The sequence below is a fragment of the Mesorhizobium sp. NZP2298 genome (genome assembly GCF_013170825.1).
Lineage (GTDB): Bacteria > Pseudomonadota > Alphaproteobacteria > Rhizobiales > Rhizobiaceae > Mesorhizobium.
In genome coordinates this window covers 5,526,974-5,546,047 of record NZ_CP033365.1, presented here as the reverse complement: position 1 = coordinate 5,546,047, position 19,074 = coordinate 5,526,974, and the positions used below count along the sequence as shown (strand labels likewise).

The window sequence follows — 19,074 nt, the reverse complement described above, 5'->3', positions numbered from 1 at the left end:
CCGCGGCCGGAAAGCGATATTTTTGTTGGGTGCCATCGAAATTTTCGATGCAAGGGGTGAGCATGGATACCGAAAACCTGCGCAGTTTCCTCGAGGTTGCCGAACATGGCAGCTTCACAGTCGCGGCCAGCCGGCTCAACCTTGCGCAATCCACCGTCAGCGCGCGGATCAGAGGGTTGGAGGAGCAGTTGGGACGCCGGCTTTTCGTGCGCGACCGCGACGGCGTCACGCTGACGCCGGCCGGCCGGCAGTTCCTGCCGCACGCCTCTTCCATCACTCGCACCTGGGAGCAATCGCGGCAGGATATCGCCGTTCCCGATGGCTATGACAGCCTGCTGCGGCTGACCGCACCCGCCTATCTGTGGGAGCGCATCACCTCGCCATGGGTCGAGTGGATGCGCGCTAAGAGGCCGAACGTGGCGCTGCGGCTCGAGGGCAGTTTTCCGGATCTGGCGATCGACCAGCTGGCAGAAGGCCTGCTCGACATCTGCATCCTCTATCTGCCGCGGCCGCATCCCGGCATCGTCTATGAGACGCTGGCCGTCGATCAGGTCGTGCTCGTCCAGCACGCCGCGCAGACCAAGCCATGGACCGAAAACTACATACTGATGGATTGGGGGCTCGAATTCCGCATCGAGCACGACCGCGCTTTCGCCGGCATGGTCAAACCGGCCATTTCGGCCGGGCTGGTCTTCATCGGCCTGCAGCATGTGCTGTCGCAACAGGCGGCCGCCTATCTGCCGCTCAGCGCCGTCAGCGGCCATATCGAACGCGGCGAGATGCGGCGCATCGACAACGCCCCGGTGTTCCAGCGGCCGATCTATCTCGCCTATCCCTCGAACCCCGTGTCGTCTGACGTGCTCGACATCGCGCTGACGGGCTTGCGCTCGCTGGCCAGGAACTGGAGCAGCGATCAGGGTTTTTCCGAAGGCGACCGCTCCCTGGGCATGGCCGGCCGGAGGTAGCCGGCCGGCCATGCCTCGCTATGCCGGCTCGGTCACGGCCGCCTTCTGCAGCCTGGCAAGTTCCGGGTAGGGGATGTGGCAGCGGATCGAATGTCCGGGCTGCGCCTCGGCCAGCGCCGGCTCCTGCTGCTCGCAGATCGGGCCGATCTTGCGCGGGCAGCGTGTGTGGAAGACGCAGCCCGGGGGCGGGTTGGTGGCGCTGGGGATCTCGCCGTCGAGCCGGATGCGTGCCGTCTCGGTCTGGTCAAGCTTGGGCACGGCTGACAGCAGCGCTTCCGTATAGGGGTGATGCGGCCCAGAGAAGACTTCCTCCGATGGCCCAATCTCCATAATGCGTCCGAGATAAAGCACGGCGATCTTGTCGGAGAGGTAACGCACCACGCCAAGATCGTGCGAGATGAAGATGTAGCTGACATCTTCCTTCGACTGCAAATCGGCGAGCAGGTTGAGGATTGCCGCCTGGACGGAGACGTCGAGTGCGGAGGTCGGCTCGTCGCAGACGACGATGCGCGGATCACCGGCGAAAGCACGCGCAATGGCGACGCGCTGCTTCAGCCCGCCTGACAGCTGGCGCGGCTTGACGGCCAGATGCCGGTCGGTGAGTCGCACAGACCGGACGAGGTCGTCGAGGCGCGCCTCCAGCGCCTTGCCGGATAGGCCCGCCAGCCGCTTCAAGGCGCGGCCGAGGATGTGGCGGATCGAATGCGAGCGGTTGAGCGCGGAGTCCGGGTTCTGGAAGACGATCTGCATCGCCTTGACCTGGTCGTCGCCACGGTTCTCCAGCTTCGGCGCCAGCGCCTTGCCCTCGAGCTCGATGGTGCCGCCGTCATCGGGCGGGACCAAGCCGAGCAGCAGCCTGGCGAAGGTGGTCTTGCCGCTACCGGATTCGCCGACCAGCCCCAGCGTCTCGCCGGGCCGCAGATCCAGCGAGACATCCTTCACGGCACGCAAGGGATGGCCGTGGCTGGCATAAGTCTTGTTCAGCCCGGCGACGCGCAGCACCGGTGCGGTTGCCGGCTTGGGTGCCGCCGCCACATCGCTCGGTGTGGCGCGTGGCAGGGCTTGCGCCTTGTCGTGATGGAAGCAGCGCGACAGGCGCTTGCCTCGCTCGTCGCTCAGATCATAGAGCGGCGGCAATTCGGTGCGGCAGCGATCATCGGCGAGCGCACAGCGGTCGGCGAAGGCACAGCCCTTGATGTCAGCCCCAATGCCGGGCAGGAAACCAGGAATGGTGTCGAGCCGGCCCTGGTCCTTGCGCTGGCCACCGCGCGGCAGGCAGCGCAACAGGGCGACTGTGTAGGGATGGCGCGGGTCGTTGAAGACGACATCGGTCGGTCCTTCCTCGACCAGCATGCCGGCATAGAGCACGCCGACCCGGTCGCACATGTTGGACACGACGGCGAGGTTGTGGCTGATGAACAGGATCGAGGCCGACAGCTCCTGCCTAAGCTGCGCGATGAGGTCGAGCACCTCGGCCTCGACCGTCGCATCGAGGCCGGTGGTCGGTTCGTCGAGGATCAGCATCGAGGGATCGTTGGCCAGCGCCATGGCGATCGCCACGCGCTGCTGCATGCCGCCGGAGAGTTGGTGCGGATAGCGCTGCATGACGCTTGGCGGATCGGAGATGCGCACGCGGTTCAGCATGGCGATGGCGCGATCGGTGGCCGCCTGGCCTGTTATGCCGCCAAGCTCGAAGATCTCGGTCAACTGACGACCGATGCGGATCGACGGGTTCAGCGCCTTGCCGGGATCCTGATAGACCATGGAGACGCTTTCGGCGCGCGCGCGCCGCAAGGCCTCGGCATCGAGCTTCATGACGTCCTGGCCGTCGAGCGAGATCACGCCGCCCGATATCGAGCCGTTCCTTGGCAGATAGCGCACGACGGTGAGCGCGACAGTGGATTTGCCGCAGCCGGATTCGCCGACCAGCCCGTAGGCCTCGCCTTGCCCGATGTTGAGGCTGAGATTGCGCAGCACGGCGCGATTGCGCCCGGCCACCCGGTAGGCGACCGACAGATCGGTGAGTTCGAGCGCGTTTTGCGCCTTCGCGGAGTTAGTCATTGAGCGCTCCATGAACGCCGTCGGCCACAAGGTTGACACCGATCACCAGCGAGGCGATGGCGAGCGCGTCGAACAGCACCGTCCACCAGAAGCCGCCGCCGATCATGCCGTAATTGCTGGAGATCGACAGCCCCCAGTCGGGTGAGGGCGGCTGGATGCCGAAGCCCATGAAGGAAAGTGTGGCGACCGCGAAGATGGCGTAGCCAAGCCGCACGGTGGTCTCGACCAGGATCGGCGGGACGACGTTGGGCAGGATCTCGATGAACATCGTGTGGAAGGCGCTCTCGTGCCTCAGTTGCGCGGCGGCGACATAGTCGAGTTCGCGCTCGGCCAGCACCGCCGAGCGCACGGTGCGGGCGATGATCGGCGCGAAGCTGAGCCCAATGACGACAATGACCGTAGCCTTGGAGGTGCCGAGCGCGACGATGGCGAGCAGCGCGACGATGACCACGGGGATGGCCATGAAGGCTTCCAGGATGCGGCTGACGACATCGTCGACAATGCCGCGGAAATAGCCGGTGAGCAGGCCAAGTGCCGTGCCGGCGACCGTCGCCAGCAGTGTCGCAAGCGGGGCGACGGTGAGGATGTCGCGCGAACCGACAATGACGCGCGAGAAGACGTCGCGGCCGATCTGGTCGGTGCCGAACCAATGTTCGGACGAAGGCGGCGCCAGTGCGTTGATGATGTCGTCGGCAAGCGGGTCGTAGGGTGCGAAGTGCTCGCCGAACAACGCGCAGGCGACCCAGAACAGCACTATGAAAAGGCCGACAAGGAAGGTCCGCGAGCGCATGAGCGAGAAAAAGACTTCCGCAAGGGGACTGCGCCGGCGCGTACCGTCTTGTGGAGGAGAGGTGGTCTGCACGGCGCTCATTGGTCTGACCCCAGCCGGATGCGTGGATTGAGCACGGAATAGAGGAAGTCGGCGATCAATGTCGCCACGGCATAGACGATGCCAATGGTCAGGATGCCCGATTCCAGCATCGGAAAATCCTTGCCTCGCGCGGCGGTGAAGATCAGCGAACCGATGCCCTGGTAGCGGAACAGCGTCTCGATCACCACCAGGCCACCGATGAGATAGCCGGTCTGGGTGGCGATGACGGTGATGGTCGGCAGCAGCGCATTGCGCAGCACATGGCGCCAGATCACGGTGCGCCAGGGCAGGCCCTTGAGCACGGCTGTCCTTGTATAGTCGGAATCGAGCGCCTCGATCATGCCGGAGCGTGCCATACGGGCGATGTAGCCGAACAGCACCAGGAACAGCGGTAGCGAAGGCAGGATCAGGTAATAGAGCTGCGTGAAGAAACCGGCATCACGCGGCCATGCGGCCGATATCGGCAGCCAGCGCAGCCACACACCAAAGATCAGGATCAGGATGATGCCGGTGACGAATTCCGGCAGCACCGTCACCGATAGGCCGCCGAGGCTGATGATGCGATCGAGCGGTCGGTTGAGGTTGAGTGCGGCAATGACGCCGCCGAGGATGCCGATCGGCACCACCAGCACGAAGGCGACCGCCGCCAGCTTCATCGAATTGCCCAAGGCATCGATGACGAAGGGCGCGACCGGCGAGCGGAAGATGTAGGACGTGCCCATGTCGCCCCGGATAAAATTCCAGATCCAGGTCGCATATTGGGTGAGCAGCGGGCGATCGACGCCCAGCGTATGATTGAGCGCGTCGACCGCGCGCTGGTCGGCAAACGGTCCAAGGATCGCACGCCCGACATTGCCGGGCAGCACCTGGCCGCCCAGGAACACCATGATGCTGAGCAGGAACAGCGTCACAAGCGACAGGGAAACACGCCGGGCAAAGAAGGAAAGAATGGCTAAGCCTCCTCGTGATGGGGCTGCGGTCCGGCCAGGCCGGGCACATCGGCTAAACGCACTGTGGCAGGCGGATCGAAGGCTGTCACCGGGGGGACGTCTCCGTCAAATCGAGATACCTCGACCAGCGTCGAATTGCAGGTCGGTGATTGGGCAAGGCGCGACGTCCCCCGGTCTGGCGTCAGCACGTTCGGATTGCCATGCTTTTCCAGACTGTGCGGCTGTCCCGGTGTGGAGGGGTCAAACCATGCTCCGGTGGGCAACTGGATGACGCCGGGGATCAGGCCATCCGTCAGCACGGCGCCCGCGAGGCACGCTCCGCGATCGTTGAAGACGCGCACGACAGCTCCGTCCAGGATGCCGCGCGCTGCGGCATCCGCCCGGTTGATCCACAGCGGCGCGCGATCCGATACCTTGCCTGCCCGACTGACCGAGCCGTGATCGTACTGGCTGTGCAGCTTGTCGGCGGGCTGCGGTGACAGGAGATGCAGCGGGAACCGGCTGGCAAGCTCGCTGCCCAGCCATTCCCTTGGCTCCCGCCAGACGGCATGGCCGGGACAGTCGTCATAGCCGAAGGAGTCGATCGTCGGCGAGAACAGCTCTATGCGGCCCGATGGCGTCGCCAGCCGATGGCGCTCCGGATCGGCGCGGAAGGAACCGAGCAAAGTCTGCGACGTCACCTGCCGGGCAAGGTCGGCGTGGCCGTCATGCCAGAAACGGTCGAAGGGCGGCATCTCGACTCCGGCCGCGTTCGCATTGTCCCTGGCCTGCTCATAAAGCAACCGGATCCAGTCGCTGGCTGCTCGCCCTTCGGTGAAGGCTTCGCCGGTACCGAGCCGCGTCGAAAGGTCGGCAAAGATCCGATAATCGTCGCGCGCTTCCCCAACCTGGTCGATCGCTTGCTTCATGGCGACGACGAGGTTTTCGCGGTTCGAGAAGGCGAGGTCGTTTCGCTCCAGCGGCGTGGTGACCGGCAGCACGATGTCGGCATGGCGCGCCGTCGCGGTCCAGAAGGGCTCGTTGACGATGATCGTTTCAGGCCGCCGCCAAGCCTCGACCAGTCGGTTCAGGTCCTGGTGATGATGGAACGGATTGCCGCCGGCCCAGTAGACCAGCCTGATGTCGGGATAGGCCATTGCGGCGCCGTTGAATTCGAAGGAACCGCCTGGGTCGAGCAGCATGTCGGCCATCCGCGCGACCGGGATGAAGTCCGGCACCTGGTTCCTGCCTTGCTGCACGGATGGCCACCGGAATCCCATCTCCGGCCTTCCGGCGCCATTTGTCGATGAATAGCCGAAGCCAAGGCCGCCGCCCGGCAGTCCGATCTGGCCGAGCAGCGCGGCAAGCGTGATCGCCGCCCAGTATGGCTGCTCGCCATGGTCGGCGCGCTGCAGGGACCAGCTCACCATCAACATCGTGCGCTTGGCAGCCATTTCCCTGGCCAGGGCGACGATCCTGTCCTGCGCCACGCCGCTCAGGGAGGCAGCCCATGTCGGACTTTTCGGTTGGCCATCGGTTTCTCCCAGGACGTAGGCCCGCACAGCCTCGAAGCCGGTGCAATAGCGCGCAAGGAATGCCTCGTCATGGCGGCGCTCGCTGAGGAGGACATGGCACAGGGCCAGCATCAAGGCGGTGTCGCTGTTCGGCCGCAGCGCCAGCCATTCGGTCTCGACGCCACGCGGTGCGTCATCGCGCACGGGCGAGACATTGATCAGCCGGGCGCCGTTGGCGACAGCATTGCGCAAGGCCGCGGCGGCTTCGTGACGGGCCGCGCCGCCGCCCTGTATCTGCGCATTGCGCCAGGGCAGGCCACCAAAAGCGATGATCAGTTCGCTATGCCGTTCGATCCCGTCCCAGGTGGAATGATTGCCCGTCAGGCCATCGGTCCCGCCAAGCACATGCGGCAGGATGATCTCGGCCGCGCCGTAGGAATAGCTGAGCACCGAACTCGTATAGCCGCCGATCACGTTGAGGAAGCGGTGGACCTGGCTCTGGGCATGGTGGAACCGTCCCGCGCTCGCCCACCCATAGGAGCCGGCATAGATGGCGCTGTTGCCATGCTCGACGCGAACACGGTCCAGTTCGGACGCCACGATGTCCAGCGCCGTGTCCCAGGAGACTTCGACAAAAGCCTCGCTGCCGCGCCCGCCCTTGCCGCCGGACCTGTTCCCCTCCAACCAGCCGCGCCGGATGGCGGGACGGGAGACACGCAGATCGCCCTGGACGGTGCCGAGCATGGACTTGCCGATCGGCGATGGATCGGGGTCGCCGCTCCATGGCTCGACGCCGACGAGCCTGCCGTTCTCGGCACGGACTTCGTAGGTCCCCCAATGCATGGTGGTGAGCAGGGTCGCGGACTCCATGGGCAATGATCGATCGTCCCGCAACGCGAGGCTCCGCGTCAGGCCGGCGCGTAGCGCCTTGCCTCGGCCTGGCAGCGAAAGCGCCAGCCCCACTGGGGCTGGCGGTCGCGGGATGGGCTTGTCTGCCTCCGCTTAGGCCTTCGATGCCTTTTCGAGGAAGAGCTGCGACATGGCGGTCGGCTGCACGCCGGCCACGCCTTTCGCCGTCGCCGTCAGGTAGTCGTAGAAATAGCCGAAGATAACAGGCGTTTCCTCGAGCAGCAGCTTCTGGATCTTGCCGGCGTCGGCCTTCTGCGCCTCGAGATCAAGCGCCGCGATGTAGCTGGTCGCCAGCGCGTCGTAGTCCTTGTTCTTGAAGTGCGCCGCGTTCCAGGTGCCTTCGCTCTTCAGCGGGGCAGCGAGATAGACATTCGGCACGCCGCGGTGGCCATAGTCGGTGATGCCCATCACCGAATCCAGCCAGTTCGATTTGCCGAACACCGCGTCGCCGTAATAGGCGCTCTGGTCGAGGATGTTGAGCTCGAGCTCGATGCCGATCTCCTTGACCCAGTTCTGGATGAGCTGGGCATATTCGGGGATTTCGAGGTAGCGCTCGGTGGTCAGCGTGATCTTGAAGCCCTTGCCGACACCCGCCGCTTCCATCAACTGCTTGGCTTGCGCGATGTCCTGCTTGCGCTGCGGCACGCTGGTATCGGTCGACGGGTAGACCGATGCGAACGGGCTGTCATTGCCCGCCACGGCGCGACCCTTCATCAGGCCAGCGACCAGCTTGTCGCGATCCATGCTGAGCGCGATGGCGCGGCGCACGCGCGCGTCCTTCAGCGGGCCGTCGTCGCAGCGCAGGTGCAGTTGCTGATGCGCTGAGGACTTTAGGCTGATGATGTCGACGCTCGGATCGCTGAGCAGGGCGACGCCGGCCAGAACCGGCATCTGGTTGATGATGTCGACCTGGCCGCCTTGCAGGGCCAGGATCATCGGCTGCACATCGGTGAAGAAGGTGAATTCCGTGCGATCGGGCAGGGCCTTCTCGCCCCAATAATTCTCGTTGCGGACGAAGGATGCGCCGACTTTCGGCGTGTACTTCTCGACCTTGAACGGCCCGGTGCCGTCGAAGCTCTTCTCGTAGTCGCCCTTGTAGCTCGCCGGGATGATGACGGCGTTGTAATTGTCCGATGACAGCATGTAGGGGAAGTTGCCGTTCGGCGCGTCGAGATGGAATTCCACCGTGTAGTCGTCGACCTTCTTGCTGGCGCCTTTCGACAGGATGCCGGTGAACACCGACAGCGCGTTGGACGAGTTTGCCGGGTCGGCAAGGCGGTCGATGCTGGCCACCACGTCCTCGGCCTTCATCTCGCCGCCCGAATGGAACTTCACGCCCTTGCGCAGCTTGAAGGTCCATACCGAGCCGTTGTCGTTCGGCTTCCAGCTTTCGGCCAGCGCCGGCTTGAGCACGAGGTCCGGGCCATCGACGCAGAGGAACTCGGCAACCTGCTGCATGACCAGCAGGCCGCCGGCGTCGGCGATGGTGACCGGGTCGATGGCTGCCGCCGGCACGCTGCTGGCGACGCGGATGGTCGCGCCGGGCGCCCCCTGGGCGCGGGCGAGCGACGGCATGCCACTGAGGCCGGCGGCCGTGGTGATGCCGCCCAGGAGTGGCAGCGACAGGCCGAGCAGGCTGCCGTGGCGGATGAAGTCACGGCGACTGACGCGGCCGTCGACGAGACCGTCGATAAGGTGATTTTCGAGCGGCGAGCGGTTGCGCCGGATCAGGTCGAGAATGCGGTAGTTCTTGCTCATGGGTTTAACCCTTTCCCCTTGTTTCTTATGGCTGAAGAATGCACTTGCGGTTGACGAAATCCCGTGGAGTTCTCCTGTCCCGGCCATCAACGAAGTCGGTCGTCCGGGACTGTAGCATGCTGTCTTTTCTGGTCCATCCGATCCTTGCGGCGCGGGGGTCAGATTTTCTTGAGGCAATGCTTCCACCCGTCAGGTGCTGCCTTGGCGATCCAAATCGCTGCGGCGGACCCTTGCTGTCGGCTAGTCTCCTTTCCTTCTCTGTCTCCTAGTTCAGCGGCAGGCGGCGATATGTTCCGGGCTTTGCCGGGTCGTGATATTTGTTGCACGGGCCGTTCTCGGTGAAGTCGCGATGGCAGGCCGCGAGGTTTTTCCGCGACAAGGTAACGCCGAGACCCGGGCCTTCCGGCACGCGTACGACATTGTTCCTCGGCGAAAACGGCCCTTCTTCGGTGATGTCCATCGGCTGCATGCGAAACAGCGACTGGTTCGGCTCCCGGATCCAGCCGAGCGCGGCGCACAGATGCAGATAGGCCGCGCTGCCAATGCCGCTGTCGCCGCTGTAGCACCAGAAATCGACGCCGGCATGTTCGCAGGCGCCGACGAAGCGCAGCAGGCGGCCGATGCCGCCATGCGCCGTCGGATTGCCGACGAAGGCGTCAGGAACCTTGAGGTCCATGGCGCGCGCAATATCGATATTGTGGGTCGAGAACGGGATCGAGCAATGCTGCCGCAACTGCCGCATCTCCTCGATCGTCGCCACCGGATCCTCCCAGTTGCGGACCCCGAGGTCTTCGAGCGGCCGCGCCAGCCGCCGCGCGGTGGCCAGCGAATAAGCCTGGTTGGAATCGATGCGGATCATCGCCTCGTCGCCGAGCTTTTGGCGGATCAGCTCGACCATTCTCAGCGAGACTTTCGGGTTCTCGGTCGAAAACTTGCCTTCGAAGAAGGTCGTGCCATGCGTCTCGTTGAGTTCGACGCAATAGTCGGCGACTTCTTCAGGCGTCGTCTCGCCTTTCACCCTGGGCCCGTCGCCGCGCAGCGAAAAATAGTCGGTGAACGGAATATCCTTGCGCACCGCGCCGCCGAGCAGCTGGTAGAGCGGCTGCTTCCACGCCTTGCCGCGCAGGTCCCACAACGCCATCTCGATGGCGCCGAAGGCCATGATGCGGGTGCGATCGTTGATCGACTGCACGCCGGTCCAGTAGGGCAGGCAGACATATTCGGCGCCGGCGATGTCGAAGGCATCGCGTCCGACCAGGCGCTCGGCCAAGACATCGTTGATGATCGCTGCTGCCGCCGGCGTCGGCGCTTCGCCGAGGCCGATCAGCCCATCCTCGGTCTCGACCTCGACAATGGTTTGCGAAAAGCCGTCGAGCTCGCCAAAGACCCAGCCATAGGGCGCTTCGAGGCGAAGATTGATCGGCGTGGCCTTGATGCCGCGGATTTTCATCTCAGCCGATCTCGAAGAAAGGCTTGCCGAGCAGGCTCGGGTCCACGTCGATGCCGAGGCCAGGCCCATCCGGAATGCCCATATGGCTGCCGGTGACCGGCGGGGCGTTGAAGGCCGTGCGCACCGTCACCCATTCATGGAAGGCGATGGCATGCAATCGCCGCTCTTGCGGTGTAGACAGCGACAGATGTGCCATCGCCGCTGTGTCGATCTCGGCGCCGCCTGTGTCCTCGACCGTGATCATGAAACCGAGGTCGACGGCAACGTCGCGGATCTGCCGGGTCCTGGTCACGCCGCCTAGCCGTGAGATTTTCAGCGTCAACCCGTCGGCCGCCCCCAGGCGGTGGATCTCCAGCATCTCTTCCAGCGACGTCACGGATTCGTCGAGCACCATCGGCTTGTCCAGCATGCGGCGCACCGACATGTTCTCCTCGATCGTCGTGCAGGGTTGCTCGAACGTGTAGTCGATGCCGCGCGTGGCATCGGCGAACTGCCGGGCCTGATAGGGTGTCCAGCCGGCATTGGCGTCGCAGAAAATCACCGTACCTCTCGGCACGGCCGAGGCGACCGTCGTTACCCGCTCGATGTCGTCGTGCACATTGCCGCCGACCTTGACCTGCAAACGGCGACAGCCCTCGGCGATGATCCTTGTTGCCAGTGCCGCCATCTGGTCGAGCGTGCCGTGGGTGACGACCCGGTAGGTTTCCGCCATATCGCTCTCGCGGCCACCGAGCATGGTCACCAGGGGCACGTCGGCGGCGCGTGCGGCCAAGTCCCAGCAGGCCATGTCGAGCGCCGATTTGATGTAGGGATGGCCTTTGAACACCGTGTCCATCAGCCGGCCAATGCTGGCCAGCCCGCGCGGATCCTGTCCGATGAGATGCGGCGCGATCTCCGGCACGCCCGCGCGTGTCCCCGCTGGAAACGCGGCCGAGTAGAAATTGCCGAGCGGCGCCATCTCGCCCCAGCCGGTCACGCCGCTATCGGAAGTGATGGCGACGATGACCGCGTCGAAGCAGTCGGCGACCCGGCCCTTTGACATGCGGTAGGGCCCGTCCACGAAGGGCTGAACGACATGGTAGGCCTTGATGGATTTGATCTGCACTATTGTCTGTCCGTGATTTCAGGAAAGCATCGCCTTGGTGGCGAGGCCCTCAGCCGTTGTTGTTCCGTCCGGCGCGATCGGCCTTGGCGCCCTTCGATTCCCGTTGCTCCAGCCCGCGCGCATAGGCGAGCAGCTCCTCGAAATCCATGTCGATATGTTCGCGGGCATAGCGCTGGGCGGCGCGCATATCCTTGCCTTTCATGAGCCGCACATAGGTCTCGTGGATGTCCTCGACCGGCACCGGCTCGTTGCGGGCATGCAGATGGAGCGCGAAATACATCTGCAGCCGGCTGGTCAGCCGCTGCCAGGTTTCCAGCAGCACCGAATTGTCGGCCCATTCGTAAATCAGTCCGTGCAGTTGCAGCGCGGTCTCGATCTGGCGCGTGGTGTCGAGAGCCCGCGTCGCTTGCTTCACCGCCTCATGGCGCCGGTCGATCTCGTCGAAGAAGCGTTGGTCGCGCAGCGGCCAGGTGCGCTCGATGGCGAATTCGTCCAGAACCTTGTTCAGCGAATAGGCATCGTCGATGTCCTTGGCGGTGACGTCGACGACGAAGGTGCCGGCGTAGGGGATGCTGGCGAGGAGACCTTCCTGCACCAACTCGCGCATTGCCTCGCGCAATGGCGCGCGGCTGACCCGCATCTGCTCGGAAATCCTGACCTCGTTGAGCTTCTGGCCGGGCTCCAACTGGCCGGTCAGGATCGCGCGCCGCAGCAGCGCCACGATCTCGGCGCGGCGCGTCGTGTCGGCAATCGGGCTGAAATCCGTCTTCACTATCCGGCTCACTCCAGCGAGAACAGACCGCAAGACAATCAGATTGTCGACAATCTAACAAGATCTCATTTTCGGATTTTTCTCAGCGCCAGGCAAAGCCCGACCCGGATCGGTGGAGGGCGGCTCAGGCCGCCCGGCCGTAGAAGCCGACCCGTTCCTCGGCGCTGAACATCACGCCGGGTTTCTCGTAATAGGAGAACACCGCGATCATGCGTTCGCGTTCGCCTTCGACGGTGGTGACACGGTGCGCGGTGTTCTTGCCGCGGAAGACATTGAGCGTACCGGGGTTCATGCGCAGGATTTTTGCATCGGGGTCTCGCCCTTCGAGCAGCCTGGCGACACCGTCATAGTTTGGATCGTCGTCCGAGCGCAGATCGGTGCGGTATTCGAGGTCGCCGCCACTCTCGGCCTGCTGTAGCAGAAGCGTCGTGGTGAATTCCGAGCGGTCGAAATGCCAGTTCAGCGCCTCGCCGGCACGGTAGGCCATGACATTGGTGCGGGCCAGCGGATCCTGCATGACATGCAGTTCTGTCTTGCCCATCGTCGCCGCCAGGAAACGCACAAGCGGCTCGTATTCGTAGATGGCAAGCACGATGCTGCCGGGAAGCTGGTCGGCACAGACAGTGTGGCTGATGGTCTCGACCTTGCGCAAGGCGGGGTGGTCAGGCGCCAGTTCGGGGATGCTGGGCTTGAAGTAGATGTTGTGCATGCGCTTGTGGACATGGGACTGCGTGTCCATGACTGGCTTGATTTCCCGCACCGCCTGTTCGGCGACGCCGGGCCGCAGAAAACCTTCGAGATTGAACATGCCGTCGGCCTTGAGCGCCGCGACGGACTGCCCGACGAGACGCCGCCAGTCGGCGCTGCCTTCGCGGTCGAGCGGATAGCGGTCGAGATCGAGAATGTCTTTCATGTCGCGTGCTCCAAGGGTTGGACACAGAAGACGGCAAAAAATTCTTTCTCTCAACGCGGAAAATTATTACGAATGACCAAGAAAAACTTATGGAGCCTGTCATGGAACGGCTGCCGCCGCTGAACGCGATCAAGGCCTTCGAGGTCGCCGCCCGTGCCGGCAGCTTCACCCTGGCCGCGAGCGAGCTTGGCGTGTCCTCGGCGGCGGTCAGCCAGCAGATCCGCAATCTCGAAACCTGGTTCGGCAAGCAGCTGTTCGTGCGCACCGGCAACCGCATCACGCTGACGGACGCCGGCCACGCCATCTACCCGCAGACCGCGCGTGCGCTTGGCGACATCGCCGCCATCGGCCAGCGCATGCTGGAAGGCGGCCTGAGAACGCGTCTGGTCGTCAGCGTGCCGTTTTCGCTGGCAGAGCTATGGCTGGCGCCGAGGCTGGCTGCACTTCTCGAGGCCTTTCCGCACATGGCGATCGATGTGCGCGCGGAAGACGATCCGATTGATCTGATGCGCCAGAATGTCGACCTGCGCATCTCCTATGGCGACTATCACTATCCCGGCTTGCGGATGATCCGCCTTGTCCATGACGATGTGCTGCCGGTCTGCTCGCCGGAATTCTGGCACCGGCACGGCAATGGCGATCCGGGGCTCACGGACCTGCATGAGAGCCTGTTCATCCACACCAATTGGGGGCCGAACTATGCCTCGCACCCAACCTGGGCGGACTGGTTCGCGGCGTGCGGCGGCAGCCGCTCGCCAGACCCGTCGCATGGGCGCCGTGTCGGGTTGTCCAGTCTGGCGATCGCCTCGGCGAGGCTCGGCCTGGGCATTGCCCTTGGCCAGCGGGTGATGGCGCAAGCCGATCTGGATACGGGCCGCCTGGTTGCGCTTTCCACTGTTTCAGTGCGCCTCGGCCATCCTTATTGTGCATTCATGCCACCGGCCAGGGCCGATCGCGCCGATGTGGCCGCTCTTGTCGGCCTGCTCGTGAAAACGGCGCCCGCGACCTGAGAAAAGGTCGGGGGCGCCGCGCGGAAACCGGGCCTGCGGGGGATTCAGGTAGCCGGTTTCTGTGGCAGTGGCGAGATCGGCATTCCGGGGCCGATCTTCTGCAGATTGCCTGTGATGATCTGGTCGCTTTCGGAGACGCCGCTCAGGATCGCAACCAGATCGCCGCTGGTCGGGCCGAGCGAGACCAGACGCTGGTCGACCGTGTTGCCCTTGCCGACCACGTAGAGATATTTGCCGAGCTGGCTCGAACCCAGCGCCGTCTGCGGCACCATCAGCGCATCAGGCTGCTGCCTGATATGCAGCCGCACGCGGACATACTGGCCAGGCATCAGCGTGAACTTCGCATTGCCGATGGTGGCGCGAGCGGTGATGGTTCCGGTCGAATGGTCGACCGTGTTGTCGATGAAGGTGAGTTCGCCCTTCTGGCTGGTCTCGGTCTCGCCCGGAAGCAGAACCTCGACCTCGATCGGGCCGGCTGCGCGGGCCTGCTCGATCTCCGCCAGATCCGTCTCGCTCGGATTGAAGGTGACATAGATCGGGTCAAGCTGCACCAGCGTGTTGAGCACCGTGCCGGCGACGCTGACCAGCGTTCCGACCGAAGCCTGATTGCGGCCCAGGCGCCCGGTGAACGGCGCGTGGATCTCGGCATAGCTCAGATTGAGTTCCGCCGTGCGCACCGCTGCCTGGTTGAGCGCCAGCGACGCCTGCGCTTCGCGCAAGGTGCTTGTGCGCTGGTCGAAGCTGTCCTTGTCGAGGTAACCGCTCTTGGCGAGCTCGGTGCCGCGGCCGAGATTGGAACGGGCATAGTCGAGCGTCGCCGTATCGCGCTGCACCTGGGCTTTCGCCTGGTCGAGAGCTGCCTGGAAGTCGTCGGGCGAGATCTTGTAGAGGAGGTCGCCCTGCCGCACATCGGCGCCATCTTGCGCGGTCTGTTCCTGCAGGTAGCCCGGCACGCGCGCTTGCAGCGTGATGCTGCGGATCGGCTCGATGCGAGCAGCATAGTCGAGATAGATCGGGATCGTCTTCTTGACGACGCTTGCCACCGGCACCGGCATGACGAATGCCGCCGGAGCAGGCGCAGCCCCAGCCGTGCTGGCGCTGAGCCTGAGGTTGCCCATGTCGAGCAGATGGACGCTGGCCACCGAGATGGCGCCCAGCGCGACAGCCGTTCCCAACGCGATTTTCCATTTACGCATGATTAGTCTCCAATCTTATTCGGCCGCTTCCGCCAGGGGAGGCAAGGCGGGTTCGGCGGTTGGTTCAGGATGTTGGGAGACGGGTTCGCCGCCTTCACGGCGTTCCCGCAATTGTTCGATGACCGCGTAGAAGACCGGCACGAACACCAGCGACAGGATGGTCGCGGCGACCATGCCGCCAAACACGGTGGTGCCGATCGACTGACGGCTCGCGGCGCCGGCGCCAGTGGCGAACATCAGCGGCAGCACGCCGAGGATGAAGGCGAAAGCCGTCATCAGGATCGGCCGGAGTCTCAGCCGCGCGGCTTCCATCGCCGCCTCGACGATGCTGAGGCCCTCCTCGCGTCGCCTTCTTGCGAACTCGACGATCAGGATCGCGTTCTTCGCCGCCAGGCCGATCAGCATGACGAAGCCGATCTGCGAGTAGACGTCGATCTGCATACCGCGCAGCAACAGGGCTACGAAGGCGCCGAACAGGGCCAGTGGCACCGCCAGCAGCACCATGAACGGCATCGCCCAGCTCTCATACTGCATAGCCAGGATCAGGAAGACGAAGACGATGGCGAGGCCGAAGACGACCGACGCGATCGATCCTGCCTTGAGCTCCTGGAAGGTGATGCCGGTCCATTCGAAACCGAAATCCCTGGGCAGCGCGGTGGCAGCGGCCCGTTCCATTGCGGCGACCGCCTGGCCTGAAGAGAAGCCGGGGGCAGCGCCGCCATTGATCGTGGCCGAGGCGTTGTTGTTGTAGTGGGGCACGGTTTCCGGGCCGACGAACGGCACCAGCTTGCCCAACGTCGAGAGCGGCACCATGCCGCCTGAGGCATTGCGCACATAGAGCCGTGAAATGTCGGAGGCACCCGCACGTGCATCCTTGTCGGCCTGGATGGTCACCCGGAAAGTGCGGCCGAACAGGTTGAAATCGTTCACGTAGAGCGAACCGAGATAGATCTGCAGCGTGTTGAAGACATCGGGCAGGTTGAGGCCGAGCAGCTTCGCCTTGGCCCGATCGAGGTCGTAGTTGAACTGCGGCGTCGAGGTCGAGAATGGCGAGAACAGCTGCTGCGGGTTGATTTCCGGCTGCTTGCGCGCCTCGGCGATCACGGCCTGCGTCGCGTCGTTGAGGGCCGTGCTGCCGCGGCCGGTGAGGTCCTCGACGACGAATTCGAAGCCGCCCGTGGTGCCGATACCGGGGATAGAGGGCGGATCGAAGGAGAGCGCAAACGCCTCCGGAATCTGCATCAGCTTGCCGCGTACATCGGCGACGAGCTTGGACGCGCTCTGGTCGGGGCCACGCTCTTCCCATGGCTTCAGGATGGCGAATTCGACCGCCGAGTTCGATTGCGCCGCACTGGTCAGGAAGTTCAGGCCGCTGATCGAGCCGACGATGTCGACGCCGGGTGTCGCCTGCAATATGTCGCGCGCTTTCTGGGCCACCGCGTCGGTGCGCTCCAGCGAGGCACCATCGGGCAGCTGGATGACGACGAAGAAGTAGCCCTGGTCCTCGACGGGAAGGAAGGTCGACGGCAGCTTCTGCCAGACGAAGTAGGTTGCCACCAGTCCGGCCGCGAACAGGCCGAGCATGATCCAGCGCAGCCGGATGAGGATGCGCACGCCGTGGGCATAGGCATGTGACGCCTTGTCGAAGCCTGTATTGAACCAGCGGAACGGGGCGAACTGCGTCTCGCCGCGATGGCGCAGGAACGCGGCACTGAGGGCCGGACTGAGCGTCAGTGAGTTGAAGGCCGAGATGCCGACCGAAATCGCCACCGTCAACGCAAACTGATTGTAGAGCTTGCCGGAGACGCCGGGAATGAAGGCGACGGGCACGAAGACGGCCATCAGCACCGCCGTGGTGGCGATGATCGGCCCGGTGACCTCGGCCATCGCGGCCTTGGTCGCCGCCAGCGGTTTGAGGCCCGCCTCCAATTGTCGTTCGACGTTTTCGACCACCACGATGGCGTCGTCGACGACGAGGCCGATGGCCAGCACCATGCCGAGCAGGGACAGCATGTTGAGCGAGAAGCCCATCATCTCCATGACGACCATCGTCGCCACCAACGACACCGGAATGGCAATGGTCGGGATGATCGTCGTGCGCCAGCTCTGGAGGAAGACGAACACCACGGCGACGACCAGCACCAAGGCTTCGCCGAGCGTGATCAGCACGTCATGCATCGAGGCCGACACGAAGCGCGTCGTGTCGTAATGCATGGCGTATGAGACGCCCTTGGGGAAACGTGCCGACAGCTCCTGCATCTTGTCCTTGACGTGCTGCTGCAGATCGAGCGCGTTGGAACCGGGCATCTGGTAGACGGCGAGCACGACCGTCGGGTCCTTGCCGAAGAAGGCCGAGGACGAATATTGCAGGGCACCGAGTTCGATACGGGCCACGTCGCGCAGCCGCACCAGCGAGCCGCTATCGGTGTTGGCGCGCACGACGATGTCGCCGAACTCCTTAGGGTCGCTCAGGCGGCCGACGGCGTTGACTTGCATTTCGAAGGCGGTGCCGGCCGGCGCCGGCGACTGGCCGATCTTGCCGGCCGCGACCTGGACGTTCTGCTCCGAGATGGCGTTCTGGACGTCGACTGCGGTGATGCCGAGATTGGCGAGCTTGTCGGGATCGAGCCAGACACGCATCGAATAGCGCCGCTCGCCGAAGATCTGCACGTCGCCGACGCCGGGCAAACGCTTCAGCGGATCGACGACCTGCAGGTAGGCGAGGTTGCTCAACGCCACCGGGTCAACCGATTTGTCGGGCGAGGTCAGGTTGACGATGAGAACGAAATTCGGGTTCTGCTTCTTGATCGTCACGCCGCCCTGGTTGACGATCGCGGGCAGCGACGAGGCCGCCTGCGAGACGCGGTTCTGGACGTCGACGGCGGCCGTGCTCAGGGAATAGCCGACATCGAAGGTGATTGTGATGGTCGAGGAGCCGTCATTGGAGCTCGTCGACGACATGTAGGTCATGCCTTCGACACCGTTGATCTGCTGCTCCAACGGCGTCGTCACCGTATCGGCGACCACCTGCGCGCTGGCGCCCGGATAGTGGGCGCTGACCACGACCTGGGGCGGTGTGATGTCGGGAAACTGCGAGACCGGCAGCAGGAAATAACAAATCGTCCCGGCGAGCACCATGATGATGGCGATCGACGAGGCGAAGATCGGACGGTGAATGAAAAAGTTTACCACGACACACATGCCTCGCCGGCTGCTCTTGCCCGCCCGAAGGCACTGGCAACCCTGGACAACTGGCCGTGCCCGTCACGGGAAGCTTCCCGTGAACGCAGCAACGGCACCTCGCGCCGCTGCCCATCGGCAAGCGAGCGAAGCATTCTCTCGAAGGCGCGGGGGTCGACCCCATCTGCCTTCATGACCAGCCGGATCATCGGATCCCGGACGGCCTCATCTATGGTAAGATCGCGGCGCTGTGGCATTGGCCGGCTCCTTGTCTGTCGATTCGCAGCCCATGCTCGCGAACCGTTTTCATTTCTTCACCGGCCGAGGCCGCATGATTGGCAGTTTCTCGTCCCTCTCATCTGGCAGGACCAGTTCACGGCCTTGTTATTGACGACGGACGACATAGGTGTTACCAGTAAGTAACATTCTGGAAGTTACAGA

Annotated in this window: 13 protein-coding genes; 2 read left to right on the top strand and 11 right to left on the bottom strand. The window is 64.2% G+C overall.

The window, feature by feature from the left end:
- The first annotated feature begins 62 nt into the window (after positions 1 to 62).
- Positions 63 to 965: a LysR family transcriptional regulator gene (locus tag EB231_RS26890; RefSeq protein ID WP_172351466.1), complete on the top strand. Its 903-nt coding sequence runs from the start codon at positions 63 to 65 to the stop codon at positions 963 to 965.
- A gap of 18 nt (positions 966 to 983) precedes the next feature.
- Here the strand turns inward: EB231_RS26890 and EB231_RS26885 are convergent, their stop codons facing one another.
- The 9 genes from EB231_RS26885 to EB231_RS26845 all read right to left on the bottom strand — a co-directional run bounded on the left by EB231_RS26885 (position 984) and on the right by EB231_RS26845 (position 13,247).
- Complete coding sequence (locus EB231_RS26885) at positions 984 to 3,026, bottom strand: ABC transporter ATP-binding protein (protein WP_172351465.1); 2,043 nt, start codon at positions 3,024 to 3,026, stop codon at positions 984 to 986.
- Complete coding sequence (locus EB231_RS26880; protein ID WP_172351464.1) at positions 3,019 to 3,897, bottom strand: ABC transporter permease; 879 nt, start codon at positions 3,895 to 3,897, stop codon at positions 3,019 to 3,021. The genes EB231_RS26885 and EB231_RS26880 overlap by 8 nt, the downstream gene beginning before the upstream one ends.
- Positions 3,894 to 4,784, bottom strand: coding sequence for an ABC transporter permease (locus EB231_RS26875; RefSeq protein WP_246741033.1), 891 nt, complete (start codon positions 4,782 to 4,784; stop codon positions 3,894 to 3,896). Before EB231_RS26875 ends, EB231_RS26880 begins: the two co-directional genes overlap by 4 nt.
- 65 nt (positions 4,785 to 4,849) lie before the next feature.
- Complete coding sequence (locus EB231_RS26870; protein WP_172351463.1) at positions 4,850 to 7,210, bottom strand: molybdopterin-dependent oxidoreductase; 2,361 nt, start codon at positions 7,208 to 7,210, stop codon at positions 4,850 to 4,852.
- A 132-nt stretch (positions 7,211 to 7,342) separates the two neighbouring features.
- The gene (locus tag EB231_RS26865; RefSeq protein WP_172351462.1) at positions 7,343 to 9,007 is read right to left on the bottom strand and encodes an ABC transporter substrate-binding protein; all 1,665 of its coding nucleotides are present in this window, start codon (positions 9,005 to 9,007) and stop codon (positions 7,343 to 7,345) included.
- Between the two features lie 265 nt (positions 9,008 to 9,272).
- The gene (locus tag EB231_RS26860; RefSeq protein ID WP_172351461.1) at positions 9,273 to 10,457 is read right to left on the bottom strand and encodes a mandelate racemase/muconate lactonizing enzyme family protein; all 1,185 of its coding nucleotides are present in this window, start codon (positions 10,455 to 10,457) and stop codon (positions 9,273 to 9,275) included.
- A 1-nt stretch (position 10,458) separates the two neighbouring features.
- A complete protein-coding gene (locus tag EB231_RS26855) occupies positions 10,459 to 11,562 on the bottom strand; it encodes a mandelate racemase/muconate lactonizing enzyme family protein (protein ID WP_172351460.1) in 1,104 nt (367 codons plus the stop codon).
- Between the two features lie 49 nt (positions 11,563 to 11,611).
- Complete coding sequence (locus EB231_RS26850) at positions 11,612 to 12,337, bottom strand: GntR family transcriptional regulator (RefSeq protein WP_172353030.1); 726 nt, start codon at positions 12,335 to 12,337, stop codon at positions 11,612 to 11,614.
- A 121-nt stretch (positions 12,338 to 12,458) separates the two neighbouring features.
- Positions 12,459 to 13,247, bottom strand: a complete 789-nt coding sequence (locus tag EB231_RS26845) for a HalD/BesD family halogenase (RefSeq protein ID WP_172351459.1) — start codon at positions 13,245 to 13,247, stop codon at positions 12,459 to 12,461.
- Positions 13,248 to 13,348: 101 nt separating this feature from the next.
- On the opposite strand from EB231_RS26845, the gene EB231_RS26840 reads away from it, so the two are divergent.
- Positions 13,349 to 14,257 carry a LysR substrate-binding domain-containing protein gene (locus tag EB231_RS26840; RefSeq protein ID WP_172351458.1) on the top strand — a complete coding sequence of 303 codons (909 nt, stop codon included), beginning with the start codon at positions 13,349 to 13,351 and terminating at the stop codon, positions 14,255 to 14,257.
- A gap of 44 nt (positions 14,258 to 14,301) precedes the next feature.
- On the opposite strand, the gene EB231_RS26835 is transcribed toward EB231_RS26840, so the two are convergent.
- Complete coding sequence (locus EB231_RS26835) at positions 14,302 to 15,453, bottom strand: efflux RND transporter periplasmic adaptor subunit (RefSeq protein ID WP_172351457.1); 1,152 nt, start codon at positions 15,451 to 15,453, stop codon at positions 14,302 to 14,304.
- Positions 15,454 to 15,468: 15 nt separating this feature from the next.
- Positions 15,469 to 18,654, bottom strand: coding sequence for an efflux RND transporter permease subunit (locus EB231_RS26830; protein ID WP_172351456.1), 3,186 nt, complete (start codon positions 18,652 to 18,654; stop codon positions 15,469 to 15,471).
- Positions 18,655 to 19,074 lie beyond the last annotated feature (420 nt).

What these genes read in the sequence shown, in the direction of transcription:
- EB231_RS26890 (WP_172351466.1), top strand. Translation starts at nt 63, where the DNA reads ATGGATACCGAAAACCTGCGCAGTTTCCTCGAGGTTGCCGAACATGGC.
- EB231_RS26885 (WP_172351465.1), bottom strand. Translation starts at nt 3,026, where the DNA reads ATGACTAACTCCGCGAAGGCGCAAAACGCGCTCGAACTCACCGATCTG.
- EB231_RS26880 (WP_172351464.1), bottom strand. Translation starts at nt 3,897, where the DNA reads ATGAGCGCCGTGCAGACCACCTCTCCTCCACAAGACGGTACGCGCCGG.
- EB231_RS26875 (WP_246741033.1), bottom strand. Translation starts at nt 4,784, where the DNA reads ATGGTGTTCCTGGGCGGCCAGGTGCTGCCCGGCAATGTCGGGCGTGCG.
- EB231_RS26870 (WP_172351463.1), bottom strand. Translation starts at nt 7,210, where the DNA reads ATGGAGTCCGCGACCCTGCTCACCACCATGCATTGGGGGACCTACGAA.
- EB231_RS26865 (WP_172351462.1), bottom strand. Translation starts at nt 9,007, where the DNA reads ATGAGCAAGAACTACCGCATTCTCGACCTGATCCGGCGCAACCGCTCG.
- EB231_RS26860 (WP_172351461.1), bottom strand. Translation starts at nt 10,457, where the DNA reads ATGAAAATCCGCGGCATCAAGGCCACGCCGATCAATCTTCGCCTCGAA.
- EB231_RS26845 (WP_172351459.1), bottom strand. Translation starts at nt 13,247, where the DNA reads ATGAAAGACATTCTCGATCTCGACCGCTATCCGCTCGACCGCGAAGGC.
- EB231_RS26840 (WP_172351458.1), top strand. Translation starts at nt 13,349, where the DNA reads ATGGAACGGCTGCCGCCGCTGAACGCGATCAAGGCCTTCGAGGTCGCC.
- EB231_RS26835 (WP_172351457.1), bottom strand. Translation starts at nt 15,453, where the DNA reads ATGCGTAAATGGAAAATCGCGTTGGGAACGGCTGTCGCGCTGGGCGCC.
- EB231_RS26830 (WP_172351456.1), bottom strand. Translation starts at nt 18,654, where the DNA reads ATGTGTGTCGTGGTAAACTTTTTCATTCACCGTCCGATCTTCGCCTCG.